The organism is Lentzea miocenica (assembly GCF_033949945.1).
In the GTDB taxonomy this organism is placed as follows: domain Bacteria; phylum Actinomycetota; class Actinomycetes; order Mycobacteriales; family Pseudonocardiaceae; genus Lentzea; species Lentzea miocenica.
The window spans coordinates 1-17403 of sequence record NZ_JAXAVW010000006.1 but is presented as its reverse complement, the minus strand read 5'-3'; the positions used below and the strand labels follow the sequence as shown (position 1 = coordinate 17403).

Below are 17403 nucleotides of genomic sequence, written 5' to 3'. Positions count from 1 at the left end.
TGTTGCTTTACTCGCCAGTAAAGTAACCACCCCGGATTCCGCAGTGCAAGAAAAAACGCACTTTTGTCACCCGCGTACGAAATGACTTCGTGCGATTTATCAGTCGCGCTGCAACAAATAGTGCGCGCGCAGCGCCAGCTCCAGGGTGAACCGCTCTCCCGCGTCGTGCATTCGGTCGCCGAACAGTTCGTCCAATTGGTTCACCCGGTAGCGCACGGTCTGCGGATGCACTCGCAGCCGCGCGGCGACCTCGGGCGCGCCGCCCCGTGCCGACAGCCACACCAGCAACGTCTCGGCGAGTTTCGTGCGCTGCCGGTCGGTCAGCGGGGCCAGCGGCGCGAGCGCCCGTTCGGCCAGCTGCCGGGCCAGGAACTCGTCCGCGAGCACGGTCAGTTCGACGAGGTGGTCGGCACAGTCGAGAACCGGGCGGTCCGGCAGCACCTTCTCCCTGCTCAGCGCTAGGACGCGACGAGCGCAGGCCAGCGACCCGCGCGCCTCGGCGGGAGCCACCGGCAGCCCTACCGCGGCCCGCCAGCCGGGCAACGCCCTGCGCAGCCAGCGCGAGACAGCCGCCGGATTCGGCACCAGCAGGTACGGCGTCGCGTCCTCGAAGTTGACCAGCACCTCGGCCGGCAGGTCGTCGGCCGGCGCGGCGGACGGCTCCAGAGCCACCGCCGAGAGCCGGTCCGGCATCGGCCACGCCGCCGCCTGCGCCGCGTCGAGCACCGCCTGCCAGTTGCTCGCCGGATCGCCGACCAGCAGTTCCATCAGCCTGCGCCGCTTGCGTTCGAGCGTGCCCGCCGCGCTCGCCTGCGCGGCCGCGTACCCCTCGACCGACAGGCTCACCAGCTCGTCGACGTGGGCGATCATCGCCTCGCCCAGCACCGACATCTGCCGCAGCGACAGTTCTCGCTGCTCAGCGAACCCGCAGACGTGCCGCCAGGCGACCCGCGCGCCGATCCGGTAGGCCGCCTGCAGGCTGTCCAGGCTGCGGCCGGACTTGAACTCCCAGGCGCCGAGCTTGCGGTGGATGTCGTCGTGCGGATCCGGTTCGGAATCCGGCGCGGCGATCATGTCGACGAACTTCACCAACGCCTGTCGAATGCCATCGACGACGTTGTCCCTGAACTGGCTGTATTCCGGAATCGATTTCTCGATCGCCTCGAAAATGCTGACCGCCACCGGCGCCACTTCCATTCGGAGCAACGGCGCCAGCTCCCGCGGGACCGATCTGCGGGGATCGTCCAGCTGAGTCATCCACGCGAGTGTAGGAGAAAAACGAAACCGGGTCGTTCAGCCAACTGGACCAAATGGTTCACAGGAAGAACAGCCGAGCGATGGCATCTCGTGCCACCAGGAACCCGGCGATGCCGAGAATCCAGCCCGTCATGCCCGCGCCCTTCTCCGCGAACCACGTGCTGATCCGGCGCAGAAATGGTTCGACCCGGCTCCGCAACGCCAGCCGCCCGCCGAGCAGCAGCACCGCCGGCACGATCATGACCAGGCAGTATCCGGCCAGCAGCAACCCGATCTGGGCCGGACCGAGGTCGGCGGCGCTCATCATCCCGATCGCACCCAGGTACGGCAGCATCGTCGCGAGCTCGACCACGCCCGCGAGCACCGCGACGCCCGCCAGCGCCGCCACCGACCCGTTGGCGTTGATCCGGCTCTGCCACTTCCCGGTGTTCGGCTTCTTCTTGCTGTCGAACCGGAAACTGACGACGAACAGGAACACGCCGATCACCAGCTGGGCCCACAGCGCGACCGGGCCGTCGAGGTGGTCCACCACCTGCGAGGCGCCCAGCACGATCAGAACGCCGACCGCGAAGTAGAACACCGTGATGGTGCCGAGGTAGACGCCGAACCGGGACAGCCGCAGCCGTCCTGGCGTGAGCATGAGCCAGATCGGGATGAACAACGTCCCGATGCTCGTCGAGTCCAGCAACGCCAACCCCGCCAGCGCCGCGACCAGCCCCAGTGTCACTCGTTCCCCCGTCGGCAGAAGGCGGCGAGCCGGACGGCCTCCCCGCCGTCCCGGCTCGCCGCCGGTTTTTAGTACGGTCGTGACATTACGGTGTCGATCTCACGACCGCAACGTGCCCCCGAGTCACCTGCGGTAGCACACGCTGGTGTGCCTGCCGCCGTTGTTGTGGTCGTAGGCCTGGAAGGAGAAGTAGAAGCTGGTCTTGGGGCCGAAGCGGCCGTCCACGCTCACCGAGGGCTGGCTGATCCTCGCCTGGGCGTTCCTCACCGCGTGCTCGGTGTTGCCGCCGAAATCGCTGTCCGGGCCGTTGGGGCCGACGTACTGGCCGTAGCACGCGACCAGGCTCTCCTGCAGCACCAGGACGGGGAAGCCGCGGTGCCCCCGGACCACGACGCAGTTGTAGTTCCCGGAGTTCGCGCCGAGCGACGGCACGTGGAGGTACCACCCGCTGACGCTGGGCACCCTCACGTGGGTGTAGCTGTCGCACGCGACCTCCGCGGCCACCGTAGCTGGTGCGGGCGCCGCTCCGGTGAGCACGGCACCAGCGGCCAGCACCAGGGCCAGGCCGGTCCTCTTGAGCGTTGCGAACATGAAGCTCCCCCTCCGATGGATTCGCCGTGACCCCGCTGTCCGGGTGTCTGTTGCGGCGGGATCCACAGTGGGCGGCCATCTCCGTGAAACTTCAGCGTTCTTCAACAATCCGCTGGTCAGCACTGGTAGGACGAATCAAAACCAGTGACCTTCGGGGACCACCGGATGGAATTTCTGCTTTTGGGTGGAACAGCGGTGCTGACCGGCGGCCGCGCGCTCGACCTCGGACCCGCACGGCAACGATGCGTGCTGGCCGCGCTGGCGGTGGACGCGGGCCAGGTGGTGTCGGTGGACCGGCTGATGGAGCGGGTGTGGGGCGAGAACCCGCCGCTGCGCGCCAGGGCGACGTTGCTCAACTACCTGTCCCGCCTGCGACCGCTGCTCGCCGGCGCCGGTGCTTCGGTGATCGCCCGCCGCTCCGGGGGTTACTGCCTGGAGGTCGAGCGCTCGACCATCGACCTGCACCGCTTCACCGATCTGTGCGCGCAGGCCCGGTCCTGCGATGACGACGGGAAGCGCGCGGCAGTGCTGGAACAGGCGCTGGAGCAGTGGCACGGCGAGCCGCTGACCGGGGTGACGGGCGAGTGGGCGGAGGCCGAACGCGACCGGCTGAACCAGCAGCACCTGAACGCCGAGTGCGATCTGACCGACGTTCTGCTGCGCTTGGGCGACACCGAAGACCTGGTGGCTCCGCTGAGCGCTCGCGCCGCCCAATGGCCGTTGGACGAACGTGTGGCCGGCCAGTTCATGGAGGCGTTGCACCGTGCCGGACGCACGGCCGATGCCCTCGCTCACTACCGGCAACTGCGCGGGCGGCTGGTCGACGAGCTGGGCACCGATCCCTGTGCCGCTCTGCAAAGCCTCCACCAGCGCATCCTCACCGGCGAGGCACCGGTGAGACCGACCCAGCCGGTGCCGAGACAGTTGCCCGCGCTGCCGCTGTGGTTCACCGGCCGCGGCGCCGAACTGGCCCGCCTGGACGAAGCGCTGAAACCGGGCGCCGCAACGGTGGTCATCTCGGCGATCGGCGGAGCGGGCGGGATCGGCAAGACCTGGCTGGCGCTGTGGTGGGCACACCAGCACGCGGACCTGTACCCCGACGGGCAGCTGTTCACCGACCTGCGCGGGTTCAACCCCACCGAACAACCGGTCGCGCCCGACGCCGCGCTGTTCGGATTCCTCACGGCACTCGGGGTGTCCCCGGACCGCGTGCCCGCCGGCCTGGACACGAAAGCGGCGCTGTACCGCAGCCTGGTGGCGGACCGGCGGATGCTGATCGTGCTCGACAACGCCAACGACTCTGAGCAGGTGGTTCCTCTGCTGCCGGGCAGCGCGGCTTGCACCGTGCTGGTCACCAGCCGCCAGAGGCCCGCTTCGCTGATCGACCGGCACGGCTCCCGGCACCTGCCCCTGGGCGCCCTCACCCATGACGAGGCACGCGCGCTGCTGACCGCACGCCTCGGCACCGACCGCGTCGCCGCCGAGCCCGATTCGGTCGAAGAGCTGCTGGACGTGTGCGGTGGCTACCCGCTGGCCTTGTCGATCACCGCCCGCCACGCCTCGCGCCCCGGCATCCGCTTGTCCGAGATCGCCGCCGAACTGCGTGAGCTGGGCCTCAAGATGCTCGATCACGACACCGATCCCGCCGCGAGCCTGCCCGCCGTGCTGTCCTGCTCCCTGCGCAGGCTCAGCGACGAACACCGGACCGTGTTCGGGCTGCTGGGCATCAGTCCCGGCCCGGACACGACCCTGCCCGCCGTGGTGGCCTTGACCGGCCTTCCTCCGGACCGCGCGCGCAGAGCGTTGTCGGTGCTGGAAGAGGCGTCCCTGCTGGAGCGACGGCCACACGGCCGGTACGCGATGCACGACCTGGTCCGTGCCTACGCCGCCACCACCGCCCACGACCTCCACAACGACGTGCGGCTGACCGCTCTGACCTGGGTGATGGACTTCCACCTGCACACCGCCCACGCCGCCGACCTTCTGCTGAACCTTCACCGCCCCCTCGTCCACCTCGATCCGCCGGCGCCCGGCGTCCATCCGCAACCGCTGCCCGCCGCCGCGTCCGCCATGACCTGGCTGGACGCCGAGCACGCCACCCTCCTCGCGACCCAGCGGACCGCCGCGGCCCTCGGCCGCCACCACGTGGTGTGGCACCTCGCCTGGGCACTGGACACCTTCCACGTCCGGCGGGGACACCGGCACGACGCGGTCGCGGTGTGGCGCACGGCGCTCGGCCACCTGCCCGACGACCCCACCGCCCGCAGCCGCGCCCACCGAAGCCTCGGCAACGCCTGTTCCCGGCTGGGTCTGCACGAGGAGGCTGTCGCACACCTGGATCAGGCCCTCGACCTGGCTGTGCTCCACCGCGACCTGGCCGAACAAGCACACAGCCACCGGGCACTCGCGTCAGCCTGGGGACAACGGGGACACGACCGGCAGGCCCTGAACCACGCCCGGCAGGCCCTGGACCTGCACCGCGCGGCCGACCAGCCGGTGGAGGAAGCCCACGCGCTCAACCAGGTGGGCTGGTACGCCGCGGCACTGGGCGACTTCGACACCGCTCGCGCCCGCTGTCACGACGCCCTCTCCCTGCATCGGCAACACCGGTACCCCGACGGTGAGGCCGCGACCCTGGACAGCCTGGGGTTCATCGCTCATCGCGCCGGCGACCACCAGGCCGTCGACGACTACCACCGAGCTCTCGCCCTGCGTCGCGCCCTCGGCGACGCCTACGAGGTCGCGAACTCCCTCGACGGCGTGGGCCATCCCCTCGCCGCGCTCGGCCGCCACGAGCAGGCGCGCGGCCTGGCGCGAGGCGTTGCAGCTGTACCGGGACCAGGGCCGCGACGAGGACGCCGCGCGAGTGCAGCGACAACTGGACGACCTCACCTGACGCAGCCCGTCCTCGGCCGGTCGCGACCGCGGCACCGGTCGTCGCCGCCCTACGCGCCACGCCTGACGTTCAACGGTGCTGGGGGGATCACTGAAATTCTGGGGCGCTACCACCCGTGACCCGTATACATGGCGGTCATGGATCTCACGGCGGTTCCGCTGGTGGCGTTGCGGGTGTTCCAGGAGGTGGCCGAGCGGGGCACGCTCAGCTCGGCGGCCTCCGCGCTGGGCTACACGCAGTCCGCGGTGTCCCGGCAGATCGCCGCTCTCGAACGGGTCGTGCGTGCGCCGTTGCTCGATCGTCAGCGTGATGGCGTTCTACTGACCGATACCGGGCACGTGCTGCTGCGGCACGCAGGTCTGGTGCTTGCGCAACTCGACGCCGCGAGCCGTGAGTTGTCCGGACTGCCTGCGACCGCGGGCACCGTACGGCTCGGATGGTTCACGAGCGCGGGCGGCACTCTCGTCCCGACGGCACTGGCAGCGTTGAGGCGCAGCCATCCGGCGTTGACGGTGACCACACGCGAGGGCACCACCGCATCACTCGTGCGCGCGCTGCGAGCCCGGACCGTTGATCTCGCGGTGCTCACGTCCGAATCGCCACTGGACGACGAAACACCGGCGCTGCGCACCAAGGTTCTCGACGAGCGCGAGCTGCTGCTGGCCGTGCCGTCCACGCATCCGTTGGCGCACAGGGACTTCGTGGACGTCGCAGATCTGCGGGGCTGGGCGTGGATCGCGAGCCCGCCACCAGGTCTCGGCGTGTGGCCCGGTCTGGACGAACGACCTGCCGTCGCGCACATGGCCCGTGACTGGATGGCGAAGCTGCAACTCGTTGCTTCCGGGGCCGGCATCACGACGTTGCCCGAGTCTCTCGCAGGGTCAGTTCCTCATGGCGTGCAAGTGCTACGGGTGCGCGGTTCGCGAGAGAGGCATCGCGTTGTCGTGGCGTGGCTCACTCTGTCCGAACCTGCGTCCGTGGTGGTGGACGCACTCGTCAGCGGTACTCACCCGTGAGCATCGCCGTCGCCAACGCCACCCGCGACCCCTGGTCGTGCGGCGACAACGGCCGAGCAGGAACGGCTGCTGGCCTCGCTGGTCGCGGAAGGGCTGACGAACCGCTAACTTCGCCGGAGTGCTGCGCACGACCGAGAAGAGCGTGGAGGCGAAGCTGACGCGGTTGTTCCAGCGGACCGGCTATGGTCCGACAACGTTGACAGGTCGATGACGACGTCCGCGACCTCGGCCAGCTCGGTGTCGTTCACGCAGACGGCGACGACGAGGCAGCCGGGCATCCTCATCGCGGTCGCGGTGAGGACCGGGTCCGGGAGGTGGTCGGCGTCGTCGACCAGCACGACAGCGCGTGATCGCGGGCGGTGGCTGACCACCGCCACCCCCTCCGCCCGCCACATCGCCGCGGCCTGCCGCAGCAGCTCGGTTCGACCGCTCCCCTGCTCACCGCGCACCACGGCGAGACGTCCGCGGGTGGCGGCGGCCTCGAACGCGGCCCGCAGCGCGGCGAGCTCCCCGTGGCGTCCGCGCAGCTGTTCCTGCACGTGACGACTCCCCTCGGCTTGGACGGGGACCGGCGGACCCCTGCCGCCCGCCGGACCCCGGCGGTGACCTGACCCGGCGCGGCGGCGCAGCTGGACCGGGTCGGTCACTGAGGCGAGACTAGGTGAGAGCGCGACCGTCGCGAGTGGACTCGGGGAAACCCCTCAGATAGCGGGCATGACATCTGTCATGGCTTTCTGGTGTGCCACGGCACTGCCTTCGACCCGTGTTTGCCGAGATCCTGGGCCTATGACAGTGATCGAGGTGCGAGGGCTGACGCGCCGGTACAGCGGGGGATTCGAAGCCGTGCGGGGCGTCTCATTTGATGTCGAGCGGGGCGAGATGTTCGCTTTGCTCGGTACGAACGGTGCGGGAAAGACGTCCACCGTCGAAGTTGTGGAAGGGCTCTCACGTCCGGCGGAGGGCACTGTTTCGGTGCTGGGCCATGATCCGTTTCGAGAGCGCTCTCTCGTTCGGCCTCGGATGGGCGTGATGCTGCAGGAAGGCGGTTTCCCGCCTGACCTGACCGTGACCGAGGCCACAAAGATGTGGGCGGGGACGTTGACGTCCCCGCGCCCGGTTGATGAAGCGTTGTCTCTTGTCGACCTGACACATCGGGCTTCGGTGCGGGTCAAGCAGCTGTCCGGCGGTGAGCGGCGGCGGCTCGATCTGGCGCTGGCGTTGCTGGGCAAGCCCGAGGTGTTGTTCCTCGACGAGCCGACGACCGGACTCGATCCGGAAAGTCGCCGCAACACGTGGGAACTGATTCGCGCTCTGCTGCGTGAGGGCGTGACGGTGCTGCTGACCACGCATTATCTGGAGGAGGCGCAGGCGCTGGCCGATCGGCTGGCGATCATGCACCGCGGCCGGATCGTCGCACAGGGAACGGTGTCCGAGGTGGTGGACGCGTATCCGTCTCGCATTTCGTTCTTCGCTCCCGCCGGGGTCGCGCTGCCCGTTGTGGCCGATGTCGACACGTCGGGGCGGGCGAACGTGCGGACCAACAACTTGCAGGAAACGCTGCACGAGTTGCTTGCGTGGGCTCATGCCAATTCGGTGGAACTGTCCGGATTGGACGCCCGGTCGGCGTCTCTCGAGGAGGCGTTCCTGGCGATCGCGGAGGAGGCGGCATGAGGGCCGTGGCTGTCGGGCAGGCCGAGCTGACGTTGTTCTGGCGCAACAAGACCGCGCTGTTCAACTCGCTGCTGCTGCCGTTGCTGATCGCGCCGGCGTTGATGGCCGCGAACGCGGAGGGCGTGCCGCTGATCGTGGGGCTCGTCGGGTTCGTGCTGCTGATGGCGGTGTACTACAACCTGGTCACCACCTTCGTGGCACGGCGTGAGGAGCTCGTTCTGAAGCGTCTTCGCGTTGGCGAGCTGAGGGATCCGGAGATCCTGTTCGGCGCTTCCCTGCCGTCCGTCGTGGTGGCGTTGGGACAGATCGTGTTGTTCGCGGTGATCGTCGGTGTGGTGACCGGTGCCGATTTGCCGTCACGGCCGTGGTTCCTCGTGCTGGGCGTTGTTGGTGGCGTGGCCGTTTTCGCGTTGCTGGCCGCCGTGTCGTCGGCGTTCACACGGACCGTGGAGATGGCACAGGTGACGTCGCTGCCGGTGCTGATCGCGTGCCTGCTCGGCTCAGGGCTGTTCTTCCCGCTGTCGGTCTTCCCTGACGGCGTCGGGTCCGTCGTGCGCCTGCTGCCGCTGACCCCGGTGCTCGACCTGGTGCGGGCGGGCTGGGCCGACGGTCCCGTGCTGCAGCCGATGATCGTCCTGGCGGTGTGGATCGGCCTGGGGATCTACGCTGTACGCCGGTGGTTCCGCTGGGATCCCAGGAGGTGACCTTGCTCGGCTGGTGGCAGTCCCGCGGCAACGCGAAGCGGTTCGACTTCTACGTCCGCGCGACGTTCTACCTCAGCTACCTGGTCCTGCCACCGTTGCTGATCATCAGCCTGACCGCGGAGATCAGCACCGCCGCCCTGATCGCACTGGTGGCGGCGGTGCTGATCCACACGGCGCTGAGCGCCCCGCTCGTCCACTTCGGCATCGAGCACCACCTCGGCAAGGCCCCTTTCCCGCGCCGGCTGCTGGCGGCCTTGCTGATCTTCACCTGCGTCGTGCTGGTAGCCGGCCAGCTCGCGTACCCGCATCCGACGCCCGGCAAGAACGACAGCCCGGCCAACGGCATCGCGGTGATCTTCCTGGTCCTGACGGTCACGAGCCTCTCGGCCGTGCTCCGTCCCCGCGTTCTCGTCCTGGTGGCCGCGGCCGGCGGCGCCTTCCTGTTCCTCACCTCTCCGCCAGACCAAGCCTTCTTCGGCGCGCTCATGCTGCAACTCGTGGTCTTCGCGTTCCGCACGACGTTGTGGATGCTGGGCCTCGTGTGGGAGCTGGACCGCTCCCGCGAGATCCGCGCCAGCCTGGCCGTGGCCGAAGAACGCCTCCGCTTCGCCCGCGACCTGCACGACGTGGTGGGCCGCAACCTCTCCGTCGTAGCGCTCAAAGCCGACCTGGCTGCCCAACTGGCACGCCGCGGCCGCCTCTCCGCGATCGACGAGATGCTCGAGGTCCGCCGCATCGCCCACGACTCGCTGGACGAACTGCGCGCCGTGGTGAGCGGCTACCGAACCGCCGACCTCTCCGTAGAACTGGCCGGCGCCCGCTCGCTGCTCGACTCCGCGGGCATCGACTGCCGCGTCATCGGCGAGGTCAGCACAGCCGACCACGCGGACACCCTGGGCTGGGCCGTCCGCGAAGGCGTCACCAACGTCCTGCGCCACAGCGAAGCCACCACGTGCACGATCACGTTGCGCGGCAACGTTCTCACCATGACCAACGACGGTGTCACCTCGTCCGGCTTCCGCTTCGGCAGCGGCCTGACAGGCCTGCGCGAACGCGTCTCAGCCCTGGGCGGTTCGGTAACCGCGACCCCCGAACCCCCGAACCGCTTCGTGCTGACCGTGGAGCTCCCGTGATCCGCATCCTGCTGGCCGACGACGAACACCTGATCCGAGGCGCCATGGCCGCCCTGCTGTCACTGGAAGACGACCTGGAAGTAGTGGCTCAAGCCGCCACCGGCGCCGAAGCCCTGGCCACCGCCCGAGTGGTCCGCCCGGACGTGGCCGTGATCGACCTGCAAATGCCAGACCTCGACGGCGTCTCAGTAGCCCAAGCCCTGTCGTCCGAACTACCCACCTGCTCCACCATGATCGTCACCAGCCACGGCCGCCCAGGCCACCTGAAACGAGCCCTGGCCGCCGGCGTACGCGGCTTCCTCCCCAAAACGGTCTCGTCCGACGTCCTCGCCACCGTCGTCCGCACCGTCCACGCAGGAGGCCGCTACGTGGACCCCGCCCTGGCCGCCGAAGCCATCAGCGCAGGCGACAATCCTTTAACCCCAAGAGAAGCCGACGTCCTGGAACTGGCCCTGGAAGGCGCCCCCATCGACGAAATAGCCCGCCGAGCCTCCCTGTCCCCAGGCACAGTCCGCAACTACCTGTCCTCAGCCGTGGGCAAAACCAGCGCCTCCAACCGCCACGAGGCCGCCCGCTTCGCAAGAGCCCGAGGCTGGATCTAACTGTCCCACCACTCAAGAACCCGCGTGCCGAACAACGTGAGCCACTTGGACGGCTCCCCTCGTGGCACGTCGATCTCAAACCACACCGCCCCAGGATGCCGCCCAGCCTGCAACCAGGTCCCGTCCTCCTGCCGGGCCGCCCGAATCATCTCGATCGCCGCCCCCATCCGCGGGTCCTTCCGCCCAGCCGCCCGGAAGTACTCCATCGCGTTGAGCACGCTGTACCCCCACCTGAACGGCGACCGAAACTCAGCAACCCACTCCGCAACCGCCTCGCCAGTGGACAACCGCCTGAACAACTCCCTCTCAAGCAGGTACTCCTCCCCCTGCTCCCGCTCCGAGCCACCCACCCCAGTCACCTGCTCATAAGCCCACAACCCCTTGAGCGCGTTGAGCGTCGAGTGAAACGACGACCTCGTAGACCCCTCAACCCACTCACAATTCCACCCACCCTCCCCAAGCTGATGCGCCCCAAACCACTCCGCAATCCCCCGCACATCGGCCCCAAGCCAACCCCCGTTGGCCAACGTCCAAGAGTTGATGCAGACGTCAACCTCCCCACCCCAATAGGGCAACCCCTCGTACTCCCACCGAGCATTAGCGGCCAACAACTCAACCGTCCGCCGCCGCCGCAACACCTCAGCGTCGAGCCCCCACTCCCTAAGCGACGTCAACGACCACGTAGTAGCCGTCCAAGGCTGTCCACCCCCTCCCCCTCCAAACCCAGCGGGAAAGAACGCCCCACCAGCCCACATCCCGTCCGCACCCTGCGCCTCAAGCAGCCGCGCCCCAAACCCCTCAACCGCAACCCGAGCCCGCGTCGCCTCCCAAACCGCCCGAGGCTCACGCACCAAGTCCCGCTCCACCTGCTACCGCAGGGCCGGATCCGAGTCGAGCAACCACCCCGTCAACTCACCCACCCAGCGACCCTAACCGCGCCAGGCACCCGCCCAGCGACATACGACCCGACCGGGCCCACCCTCGCAAGCGGTGGCCACCTCTGTTCGCCGCACCTCACTCACCCACGCGTTCAAGCCACCGAAGCCATGATCACCGCCCCACATCACAGCCGGTGTGATCGACTTTCTCCCGCCCTAACCAGCCCACCAACATCGCCCCTACCAGCACAAACACCCACCCAACGCCCCGATTTTGGCGCGCGTCGACGATCATGTAATCTATGGGCACACCACGGCGTGAGCTGCGGCAGAACTGAATACGTCCGGGTGGCGGAATGGCAGACGCGCTAGCTTGAGGTGCTAGTCCCCGAAAGGGGGTGGGGGTTCAAGTCCCCCCTCGGACACAACCGCTAAGTACACGCGGAGAGGTCGTCGCATAGACGGCCTCTTTTGCTTTGTCGTACTTCAGCTCGATCCCGAGTTCTCCGTAGAGTCTCGCCAGCTTCTCCGGCTCACCTTCCTTGATGACTGCCGTCACATCCGCCAGCGAGTCCACCGCCGCCTGCAACTCAGCCGCGGACGCCAGGTTCGGCGCGGGTAGACCGTTCAGTTCAGCACTGGCCGCGGCCCGCTGTTCCTCCGTCTCGTTGATCGCATCCACCAGCGCGACCGGATCGACGCCAGCCGCGATCGCCGCCTGGAAACGCCGCAGCTTGGCTTCCGCGTCCGCCAGGCGCTTCTTTACGACCTCCCTGCTCGATCTTCCGCTCGGATCGTCCTGGGACGCGACCATCCCCGCGACAGTCCGATCAATGCTCTGCCGGTTGAAAATCTGGCACAGCCACTTGTTGAGCGGTTCGAGAACAACTTCCTCAGCGAGGTTCACCGTGGGCGGATGCTCAGACAGCGCATGTGAGCCCGGCGCCAAGGTGCGAGCGTGGCACCGGTAGTAGGTGTGGCTCTTCCGAATCGTCGCCGCTTGCATCCTTCGGGAACATATCCCGCACCTCACCAGCCCTCGGAAGATGTACGGCCGTGTACCCCTCACACGGGTGCGTTCCAACTTCGCGCGTCCCCTCATTCCTCCCGCTGCCCGCGAACGGCGCAGAAGCTGCGACTGAGTGAAGTCCTCGACAGTCACCAAATCCGGATGCGCAGGCACTCTCGACCGAACAACCTGATCAGGGGTCGAACGCCGAAACTTGACGACGTGGCCAGCAGCGACGTCATCAAAGTCCAGCAACGTCTCGAACTTCCGCCAGCGACCGAACACCGCGTACCCGGTGTATCGCGGGTTGTCCAAGATCGCGCGCACGGTGCTCCCCTGCCAGCCGTCACCCGGTCGGTGTCGGTTCTGCTCAGGCCGATGCGCCGACGGACACGGCACGCCGTCTCGGTTGAGCCGAGCCGCGATCGCTCGATCCCCGAGTTCACCCGTCAGGTAGTCCGCGAAGATCCGCCTCACAACCGGGGCCGTCTCGTCATCGACCGCGAGAATTCGCAGTCGGTAGCCCTCAGCTGCTTTACGCGGGTTCGGATGCGGCCCGCCATCAACCACGGTGTACCCGTACGGCGCACGACCGCCCTGGTGACGCCCCTCGTTCACCACCTGCGCATCCATCGCTGCCCGGACACGTGCCTGAACGTGCTGTCGCTCCGACTCGCTCATGCCGCCAAGCACGCTCATCAGCATCTTGTGCGAGGGATTGCGTGGGTCGTACTTGCCGCCCAGTTCCGGCACCCAGAGATCGACGCCGTACGCCTCGAACCGCGGAGCGATCAGCGAGAACTGGTTGCCGAACCAGCATCGCGTCCCCTCCCCCACTACGAGGGCAGTCCAGGTGCGGTTCGGGTCCTTCAGCGACTCCAAGAGCCGTGCGGCGCGCGGACGTCGTTCCCACGGGACGGAACGAGACTGCCCGATGTCGAAGAACTCATCGATAAGCACTCCTCCCAAGGGCTCGACGAACTTCTGCGCGTTGCCGAACTGCCAAGCGTGCGACGTCTCAGGGTCCTGGTTGTCCTCGGTCGAACAGCGACCGTAGAACGCCACCGGCCCGACGTCATCACGCCTCGCGTCAACGACTTCGACACCGAGCAGTTCATCCAGCGTCGCCCATGGATTCGGGCTGATTTCAACAGTCACTCGACCCCCTCTCCCGAGGCGCATCAAGCGCCTCGACCTCGGTTGCGTCACGCAACATCTCCAGCAGTATGCGGCTTGCCTCCCTGGTGAGAACAGGCGGATCAGCAGGAACATGAACGACCACCCGCAGCCGGTCAGCTTCTCCGCAGGTCATCAGACTGATCCACCTGATGCGCCGATTTCAACAATCGACGCTCGGATGTCCGCCGTCAGGTAACCGCGCACGCGGCGTGTGCTGTCCTCCTCTTGGACGTACTGCCTCGTGGGCCGGCAACCAAGGTCGCCCATGTCCTTCCCGAACGTCGTGGGCTCGACGTCCAGCGCCTCCACCAGCTCGGCCGTAGGCACGAACTCCCGCTCGTCCAGTCCGTCACCGAGGTAGTCCACGACCGCCGCCAACGGCTCCGGCAACTCGATCTCGTCGCGACTCGGCCCACCGCTCCCCTGCACAACCTCCGCACGATGGAGCAACGGCGCGTCCTGCCCAGCAGCCTGACCGGTCAACGTGCCTTCGACCTCTCGGAGCGCACGGCCTCGTTCGCAGATCGCCCGCCAGTCCTCGTTGGGCATGTAGAACGTCCGCACGGTCAGCGCGAGCACATCGGCCCCAGCCTGTGTCTCACCGTCCGGCCGCAGAATGCCGACGCCCTTGTGCGACGGAAGCAATCGGCTGCTGTCGTACCCGCGGGTGTTCATCTGCTCCCCGAGCACGATGTTGCTGTCCCGCCAGTCCATGACCCGCAACGCGAACCGCGACCCGAGCACCGCCCGCAACTTCGACGGAATCGTGTTGCTGTCCGGCCGCTGTGTAGCGAGCACCAGGACCAGGCCGGCCGCCGGAGCCTTCTTCGCGAGCCACGTCAGCAGCTCGCCGATCTGCTCCCCTGCCGTGAGCTTCTTCCCTTGCACCACAACAGGAGTGCGATCCTCCAGTGCAATGTGGACCTCGTCGACGATCAACGCCGTGATCGGCATGTCCAGCGACGGATCACGAGACATCGCCGGAGTCACCTTCGACTCGGGACACGTCACGTCGTCCAAGTCCTGCATCCGCCGATACCGCCGCTGAACGTCCGCAACCAGCTCCACGAGCCAGTCCAGGAACGCCAACACGTGTTCGCTGTCGTCGCCAGCCATGAACCGGTGCGCGACCTGCTCCGCAGCCTGCCAGTCCTTCCCGTTCTTGAAGTCGGCGACGTACAGCCGCGCATACGGATCGAGAATCAACCCAGCAGCAGCCAACCGTTCGGCCATCGTCTTGCCCTGCCGAGGAATCGCGCCGATGAGCACCGACGTCCACACCAACGGCAAGTCGATCCGCCGTCCACGCGCATCGGTACCGAACGGCACCGGCCGCCACGCGTCCCAACGCTCGACCGCGAGCAACGGCGTTCCGATCGGCGGTGAGGCGTACGGATCCTCATCAGCCACCCGCATCGCCACACGCCCGGCATGACCGCCATTGCCGCGCACGCGCTCAACACTCAGCTGGATCTCGTCCACCGCCAGCGCCGACGCCAGGTCCTCCCGGTGCTTCACGACGTCGGCCGCCTTGCGCGTAGCAGGCAGATCCACCGTGATCGCCCAACCAGCGCCCTGCCGAGACGCCCGCTCAACCAGCCGCAGCGACTCGTCCTTCCCGATCAACTTCGCATCCCGGAACGCGTCAACCAGCACCTGAGAATCCATCGTCCACGTCAGCCTGCGCGGTCCGGCGAGCACGGACTTCCGACCTGGTGAGCCGTCCTTCGCTCGTCCAACGATCGCCAGCACAGCCGCACCGACGCCTCCAACGCTCCACAACACCACGTCGCCGTAGAGCACCCAAGCCACGGTGATCACCGCACCACCAGCAAGCAGCACGGTCCCGGTGACCTTCCACCGGAACAGCGTCAGCGCGCGGATCTCAACGAACTTGTCCGCCAGCTTCTCCGACTGCTCGGCAGCGTCGCGGTAGTCCCGCACCCGAACCCAGTTCCGCCAGCCACGCGCGGCAACCACCAGGCCACGACCGACGGCACTCGCACACCGGAGTGGAGCCCGAAGCATCCAAGCGAGCGCATCCTTCGCGGCGAGCTTCAGCGCCTCCCGAGACTTCAGCGCCGGAGGCACCACACGCGAGTAGCGCCAGGTCGTCTCGATCCGCCGGACGAGCGCCGCACGCTCGTCGACCAGTTCCCCTTCGATGACCTGCTCCGCAGGCACCAGCTCCCCGCTCATCATTGGTCCCCGTTCAGCGCGGCTGCCAGCTTCGAGGACAGCCCGCGCGAGCAACCCGTGACCTCACGGACCCAAGCTGGCGAGACCTTCGCCCCTGACTTCCGAGCCTTACGAGCCACCGCCAGGTACTCCGCGAACGACGTCCGCGGAGCGGGTGCCACGGCCTCCGCAGCAGTCCCAAGCTTGTCCCGCAACTCCGTCACAGCCTCAGCAGCAACGAACACAACAAGCGGCGGCACCGAGTGCAACACCACGAGCGCCGCGGACCCGGCCACGAACGCACTCCAGGTGTTCATGACGTACGTGGCCCCGAGCGTGAACCACTTGGCCGCCCGCACCCATCCGCCAAGCCGCACCCCGTGCCGAGCTGTCACCTGCTCGGCACGGAGGATCGCCAGCAGCACCAGCGACACCATCGGGTCCAACAGCCACGCCGCAAACCAGGCCAGCGACCACACCGCTGCACCAGCTGCGGCGAACTGCTGAACGTTGGTCATCGTGAACGCGAGCCCAAGCAGGATCCCGGTCCAGCACAACCGGTCCACCTGCACAGCAACTCGCTCGATCGGCTCGCTCACTTCCGATCACCACCACGGCCACGAGGCTCGTACGTGGTCACCGTGAGTGCCTTCGTCAGCGTGTAGGACGCGAGCAACGCCGGCACTCCGAGCACCGCGAACAACAGCCAGCCGTTCCCGCCGTGCGTCACGACCACCCACTGAACGATCACGATCAGCACGGCGTTCACGACCACGCGCCCACCGAGTGACATCAGTCGAACGCTTGTCCGCGCCGCGTTCGCCGCGGCCTTCGCCCGACGAGAGCCAGCCCGCCAGACCAACACCAGAACCAAGAGGACACCGACCGCAGCCAGCACCTGAGTGGGAGTGACGCTGATGGCGTTCATGAACGCGGCCCCATCTCGGCCCGTTCGCCGCGCTGAAGCCAGTGCCGGTGCACCTCGCGCCGCTCGTCCTCCGGCAGCGCACCCCACACACCGACCGTCTCAGCGCCGGCCGTGCGCAACTCCAGCTCCAAGCACTCGTCCCGCACGGGACACCCGGAGCACTGCCGCTCAGCCAGCTCTCGATCGGTGAGTTCCTCGTCCGCCCACGGTGGATCCCCCGTGAACGCCCACATGCACAGCCCGTCGCTCTGAACGACGTCGGTCAACTCATCGGTCGGCACCCATCGCAGGTCGTCCAGCGACCAGGCGATCCCGACCAGCCGCAGATCAGTCACGAAGCACCCCCGGCTCCGAGAGCACTCGCCGAAGCGAGCTACCGGGGACGACGAGACGGCCGTACTGGCGCTCAGCCGTCAACAGCCCGAGCCGGATCGCCCGAAACACGAGTCCCTGGCTGATGCCGAGCACCCAAGCGGTCTCGCGGATGGAGTGAACAGAAGACACAGAAGTACGCATAGGAATGGCCCTTCAAAGAGTGAGCTGACGATTTCAGCTCTAATTGATTGATTTCAGCGCACATGAAGGCGCGTTTGACCGCACACAGCGCCAAATGCGCCGTGTCACGTCTCCAAAC

General features: G+C 67.7%; 16 protein-coding genes and 1 tRNA gene. 7 read left to right on the top strand and 10 right to left on the bottom strand.

Translation table 11 applies throughout. The annotated features are described in order from the left end of the window. Positions 1-99: 99 nt before the first annotated feature. The 3 genes from SK803_RS08755 to SK803_RS08745 form a co-directional block, all read right to left on the bottom strand. Positions 100-1257, bottom strand: a complete 1158-nt coding sequence (locus tag SK803_RS08755; RefSeq protein ID WP_319965312.1) for a PucR family transcriptional regulator — start codon at positions 1255-1257, stop codon at positions 100-102. Between the two features lie 58 nt (positions 1258-1315). Then, the gene (locus SK803_RS08750) at positions 1316-1984 is read right to left on the bottom strand and encodes a GAP family protein (protein ID WP_319965311.1); all 669 of its coding nucleotides are present in this window, start codon (positions 1982-1984) and stop codon (positions 1316-1318) included. A 123-nt stretch (positions 1985-2107) separates the two neighbouring features. Next, the gene (locus tag SK803_RS08745) at positions 2108-2575 is read right to left on the bottom strand and encodes a peptidoglycan-binding domain-containing protein (protein WP_319965310.1); all 468 of its coding nucleotides are present in this window, start codon (positions 2573-2575) and stop codon (positions 2108-2110) included. A 165-nt stretch (positions 2576-2740) separates the two neighbouring features. Between SK803_RS08745 and SK803_RS08740 the strand changes: the two genes are divergently transcribed. Both SK803_RS08740 and SK803_RS08735 read left to right on the top strand, forming a co-directional pair. Next, the gene (locus SK803_RS08740; RefSeq protein ID WP_319965309.1) at positions 2741-5590 is read left to right on the top strand and encodes an AfsR/SARP family transcriptional regulator; all 2850 of its coding nucleotides are present in this window, start codon (positions 2741-2743) and stop codon (positions 5588-5590) included. An 18-nt stretch (positions 5591-5608) separates the two neighbouring features. Continuing rightward, complete coding sequence (locus tag SK803_RS08735) at positions 5609-6487, top strand: LysR family transcriptional regulator (protein ID WP_406601506.1); 879 nt, start codon at positions 5609-5611, stop codon at positions 6485-6487. A gap of 104 nt (positions 6488-6591) precedes the next feature. On the opposite strand, the gene SK803_RS08730 is transcribed toward SK803_RS08735, so the two are convergent. Next, positions 6592-7134, bottom strand: a complete 543-nt coding sequence (locus SK803_RS08730) for an AAA family ATPase (RefSeq protein ID WP_319965307.1) — start codon at positions 7132-7134, stop codon at positions 6592-6594. A 139-nt stretch (positions 7135-7273) separates the two neighbouring features. Here SK803_RS08730 and SK803_RS08725 point away from each other — a divergent pair, with 139 nt between their 5' ends. Genes SK803_RS08725 through SK803_RS08710 form a run of 4 tightly spaced genes read left to right on the top strand, consistent with a single transcriptional unit; the run spans position 7274 to position 10597 of the window. Continuing rightward, positions 7274-8158, top strand: a complete 885-nt coding sequence (locus SK803_RS08725; protein WP_319965306.1) for an ABC transporter ATP-binding protein — start codon at positions 7274-7276, stop codon at positions 8156-8158. Then, a complete protein-coding gene (locus SK803_RS08720; RefSeq protein ID WP_319965305.1) occupies positions 8155-8862 on the top strand; it encodes an ABC transporter permease in 708 nt (235 codons plus the stop codon). The genes SK803_RS08725 and SK803_RS08720 overlap by 4 nt, the downstream gene beginning before the upstream one ends. After that, a complete protein-coding gene (locus SK803_RS08715) occupies positions 8835-9995 on the top strand; it encodes a sensor histidine kinase (RefSeq protein WP_319965304.1) in 1161 nt (386 codons plus the stop codon). The genes SK803_RS08720 and SK803_RS08715 overlap by 28 nt, the downstream gene beginning before the upstream one ends. Further along, positions 9992-10597, top strand: coding sequence for a response regulator transcription factor (locus SK803_RS08710; protein WP_319965301.1), 606 nt, complete (start codon positions 9992-9994; stop codon positions 10595-10597). Before SK803_RS08715 ends, SK803_RS08710 begins: the two co-directional genes overlap by 4 nt. Here the strand turns inward: SK803_RS08710 and SK803_RS08705 are convergent. Beyond that, a complete protein-coding gene (locus tag SK803_RS08705; RefSeq protein ID WP_406601505.1) occupies positions 10594-11271 on the bottom strand; it encodes a squalene cyclase in 678 nt (225 codons plus the stop codon). The two genes, SK803_RS08710 and SK803_RS08705, sit on opposite strands and share 4 nt — an antisense overlap. A 546-nt stretch (positions 11272-11817) precedes the next feature. Here SK803_RS08705 and SK803_RS08700 point away from each other — a divergent pair. Then, positions 11818-11900, top strand: a tRNA-Leu gene (locus SK803_RS08700). Here SK803_RS08700 and SK803_RS08695 read toward each other — a convergent pair. The 5 genes from SK803_RS08695 to SK803_RS08675 all read right to left on the bottom strand — a co-directional run bounded on the left by SK803_RS08695 (position 11882) and on the right by SK803_RS08675 (position 17104). Then, positions 11882-13642 (bottom strand): recombinase family protein, encoded by a 1761-nt coding sequence (locus SK803_RS08695; RefSeq protein WP_319965299.1) that lies wholly within the window; start codon positions 13640-13642, stop codon positions 11882-11884. The two genes, SK803_RS08700 and SK803_RS08695, sit on opposite strands and share 19 nt — an antisense overlap. Before the next feature lie 153 nt (positions 13643-13795). Continuing rightward, positions 13796-15862, bottom strand: coding sequence for a cell division protein FtsK (locus SK803_RS08690; protein ID WP_319965298.1), 2067 nt, complete (start codon positions 15860-15862; stop codon positions 13796-13798). Continuing rightward, the gene (locus SK803_RS08685; protein ID WP_319965297.1) at positions 15862-16440 is read right to left on the bottom strand and encodes a hypothetical protein; all 579 of its coding nucleotides are present in this window, start codon (positions 16438-16440) and stop codon (positions 15862-15864) included. The genes SK803_RS08690 and SK803_RS08685 overlap by 1 nt, the downstream gene beginning before the upstream one ends. Further along, complete coding sequence (locus SK803_RS46490) at positions 16437-16634, bottom strand: hypothetical protein (protein WP_406601504.1); 198 nt, start codon at positions 16632-16634, stop codon at positions 16437-16439. Before SK803_RS46490 ends, SK803_RS08685 begins: the two co-directional genes overlap by 4 nt. Before the next feature lie 131 nt (positions 16635-16765). Beyond that, complete coding sequence (locus tag SK803_RS08675) at positions 16766-17104, bottom strand: WhiB family transcriptional regulator (protein ID WP_406601503.1); 339 nt, start codon at positions 17102-17104, stop codon at positions 16766-16768. Positions 17105-17403 lie beyond the last annotated feature (299 nt).

Bases quoted from the DNA above. Each gene is read 5' to 3' on its own strand.
- SK803_RS08755 (WP_319965312.1), bottom strand. From the start codon at position 1,257: ATGACTCAGCTGGACGATCCCCGCAGATCGGTCCCGCGGGAGCTGGCG.
- SK803_RS08745 (WP_319965310.1), bottom strand. From the start codon at position 2,575: ATGTTCGCAACGCTCAAGAGGACCGGCCTGGCCCTGGTGCTGGCCGCT.
- SK803_RS08740 (WP_319965309.1), top strand. From the start codon at position 2,741: ATGGAATTTCTGCTTTTGGGTGGAACAGCGGTGCTGACCGGCGGCCGC.
- SK803_RS08735 (WP_406601506.1), top strand. From the start codon at position 5,609: ATGGATCTCACGGCGGTTCCGCTGGTGGCGTTGCGGGTGTTCCAGGAG.
- SK803_RS08725 (WP_319965306.1), top strand. From the start codon at position 7,274: ATGACAGTGATCGAGGTGCGAGGGCTGACGCGCCGGTACAGCGGGGGA.
- SK803_RS08720 (WP_319965305.1), top strand. From the start codon at position 8,155: ATGAGGGCCGTGGCTGTCGGGCAGGCCGAGCTGACGTTGTTCTGGCGC.
- SK803_RS08690 (WP_319965298.1), bottom strand. From the start codon at position 15,862: ATGAGCGGGGAGCTGGTGCCTGCGGAGCAGGTCATCGAAGGGGAACTG.
- SK803_RS46490 (WP_406601504.1), bottom strand. From the start codon at position 16,634: ATGTCACTCGGTGGGCGCGTGGTCGTGAACGCCGTGCTGATCGTGATC.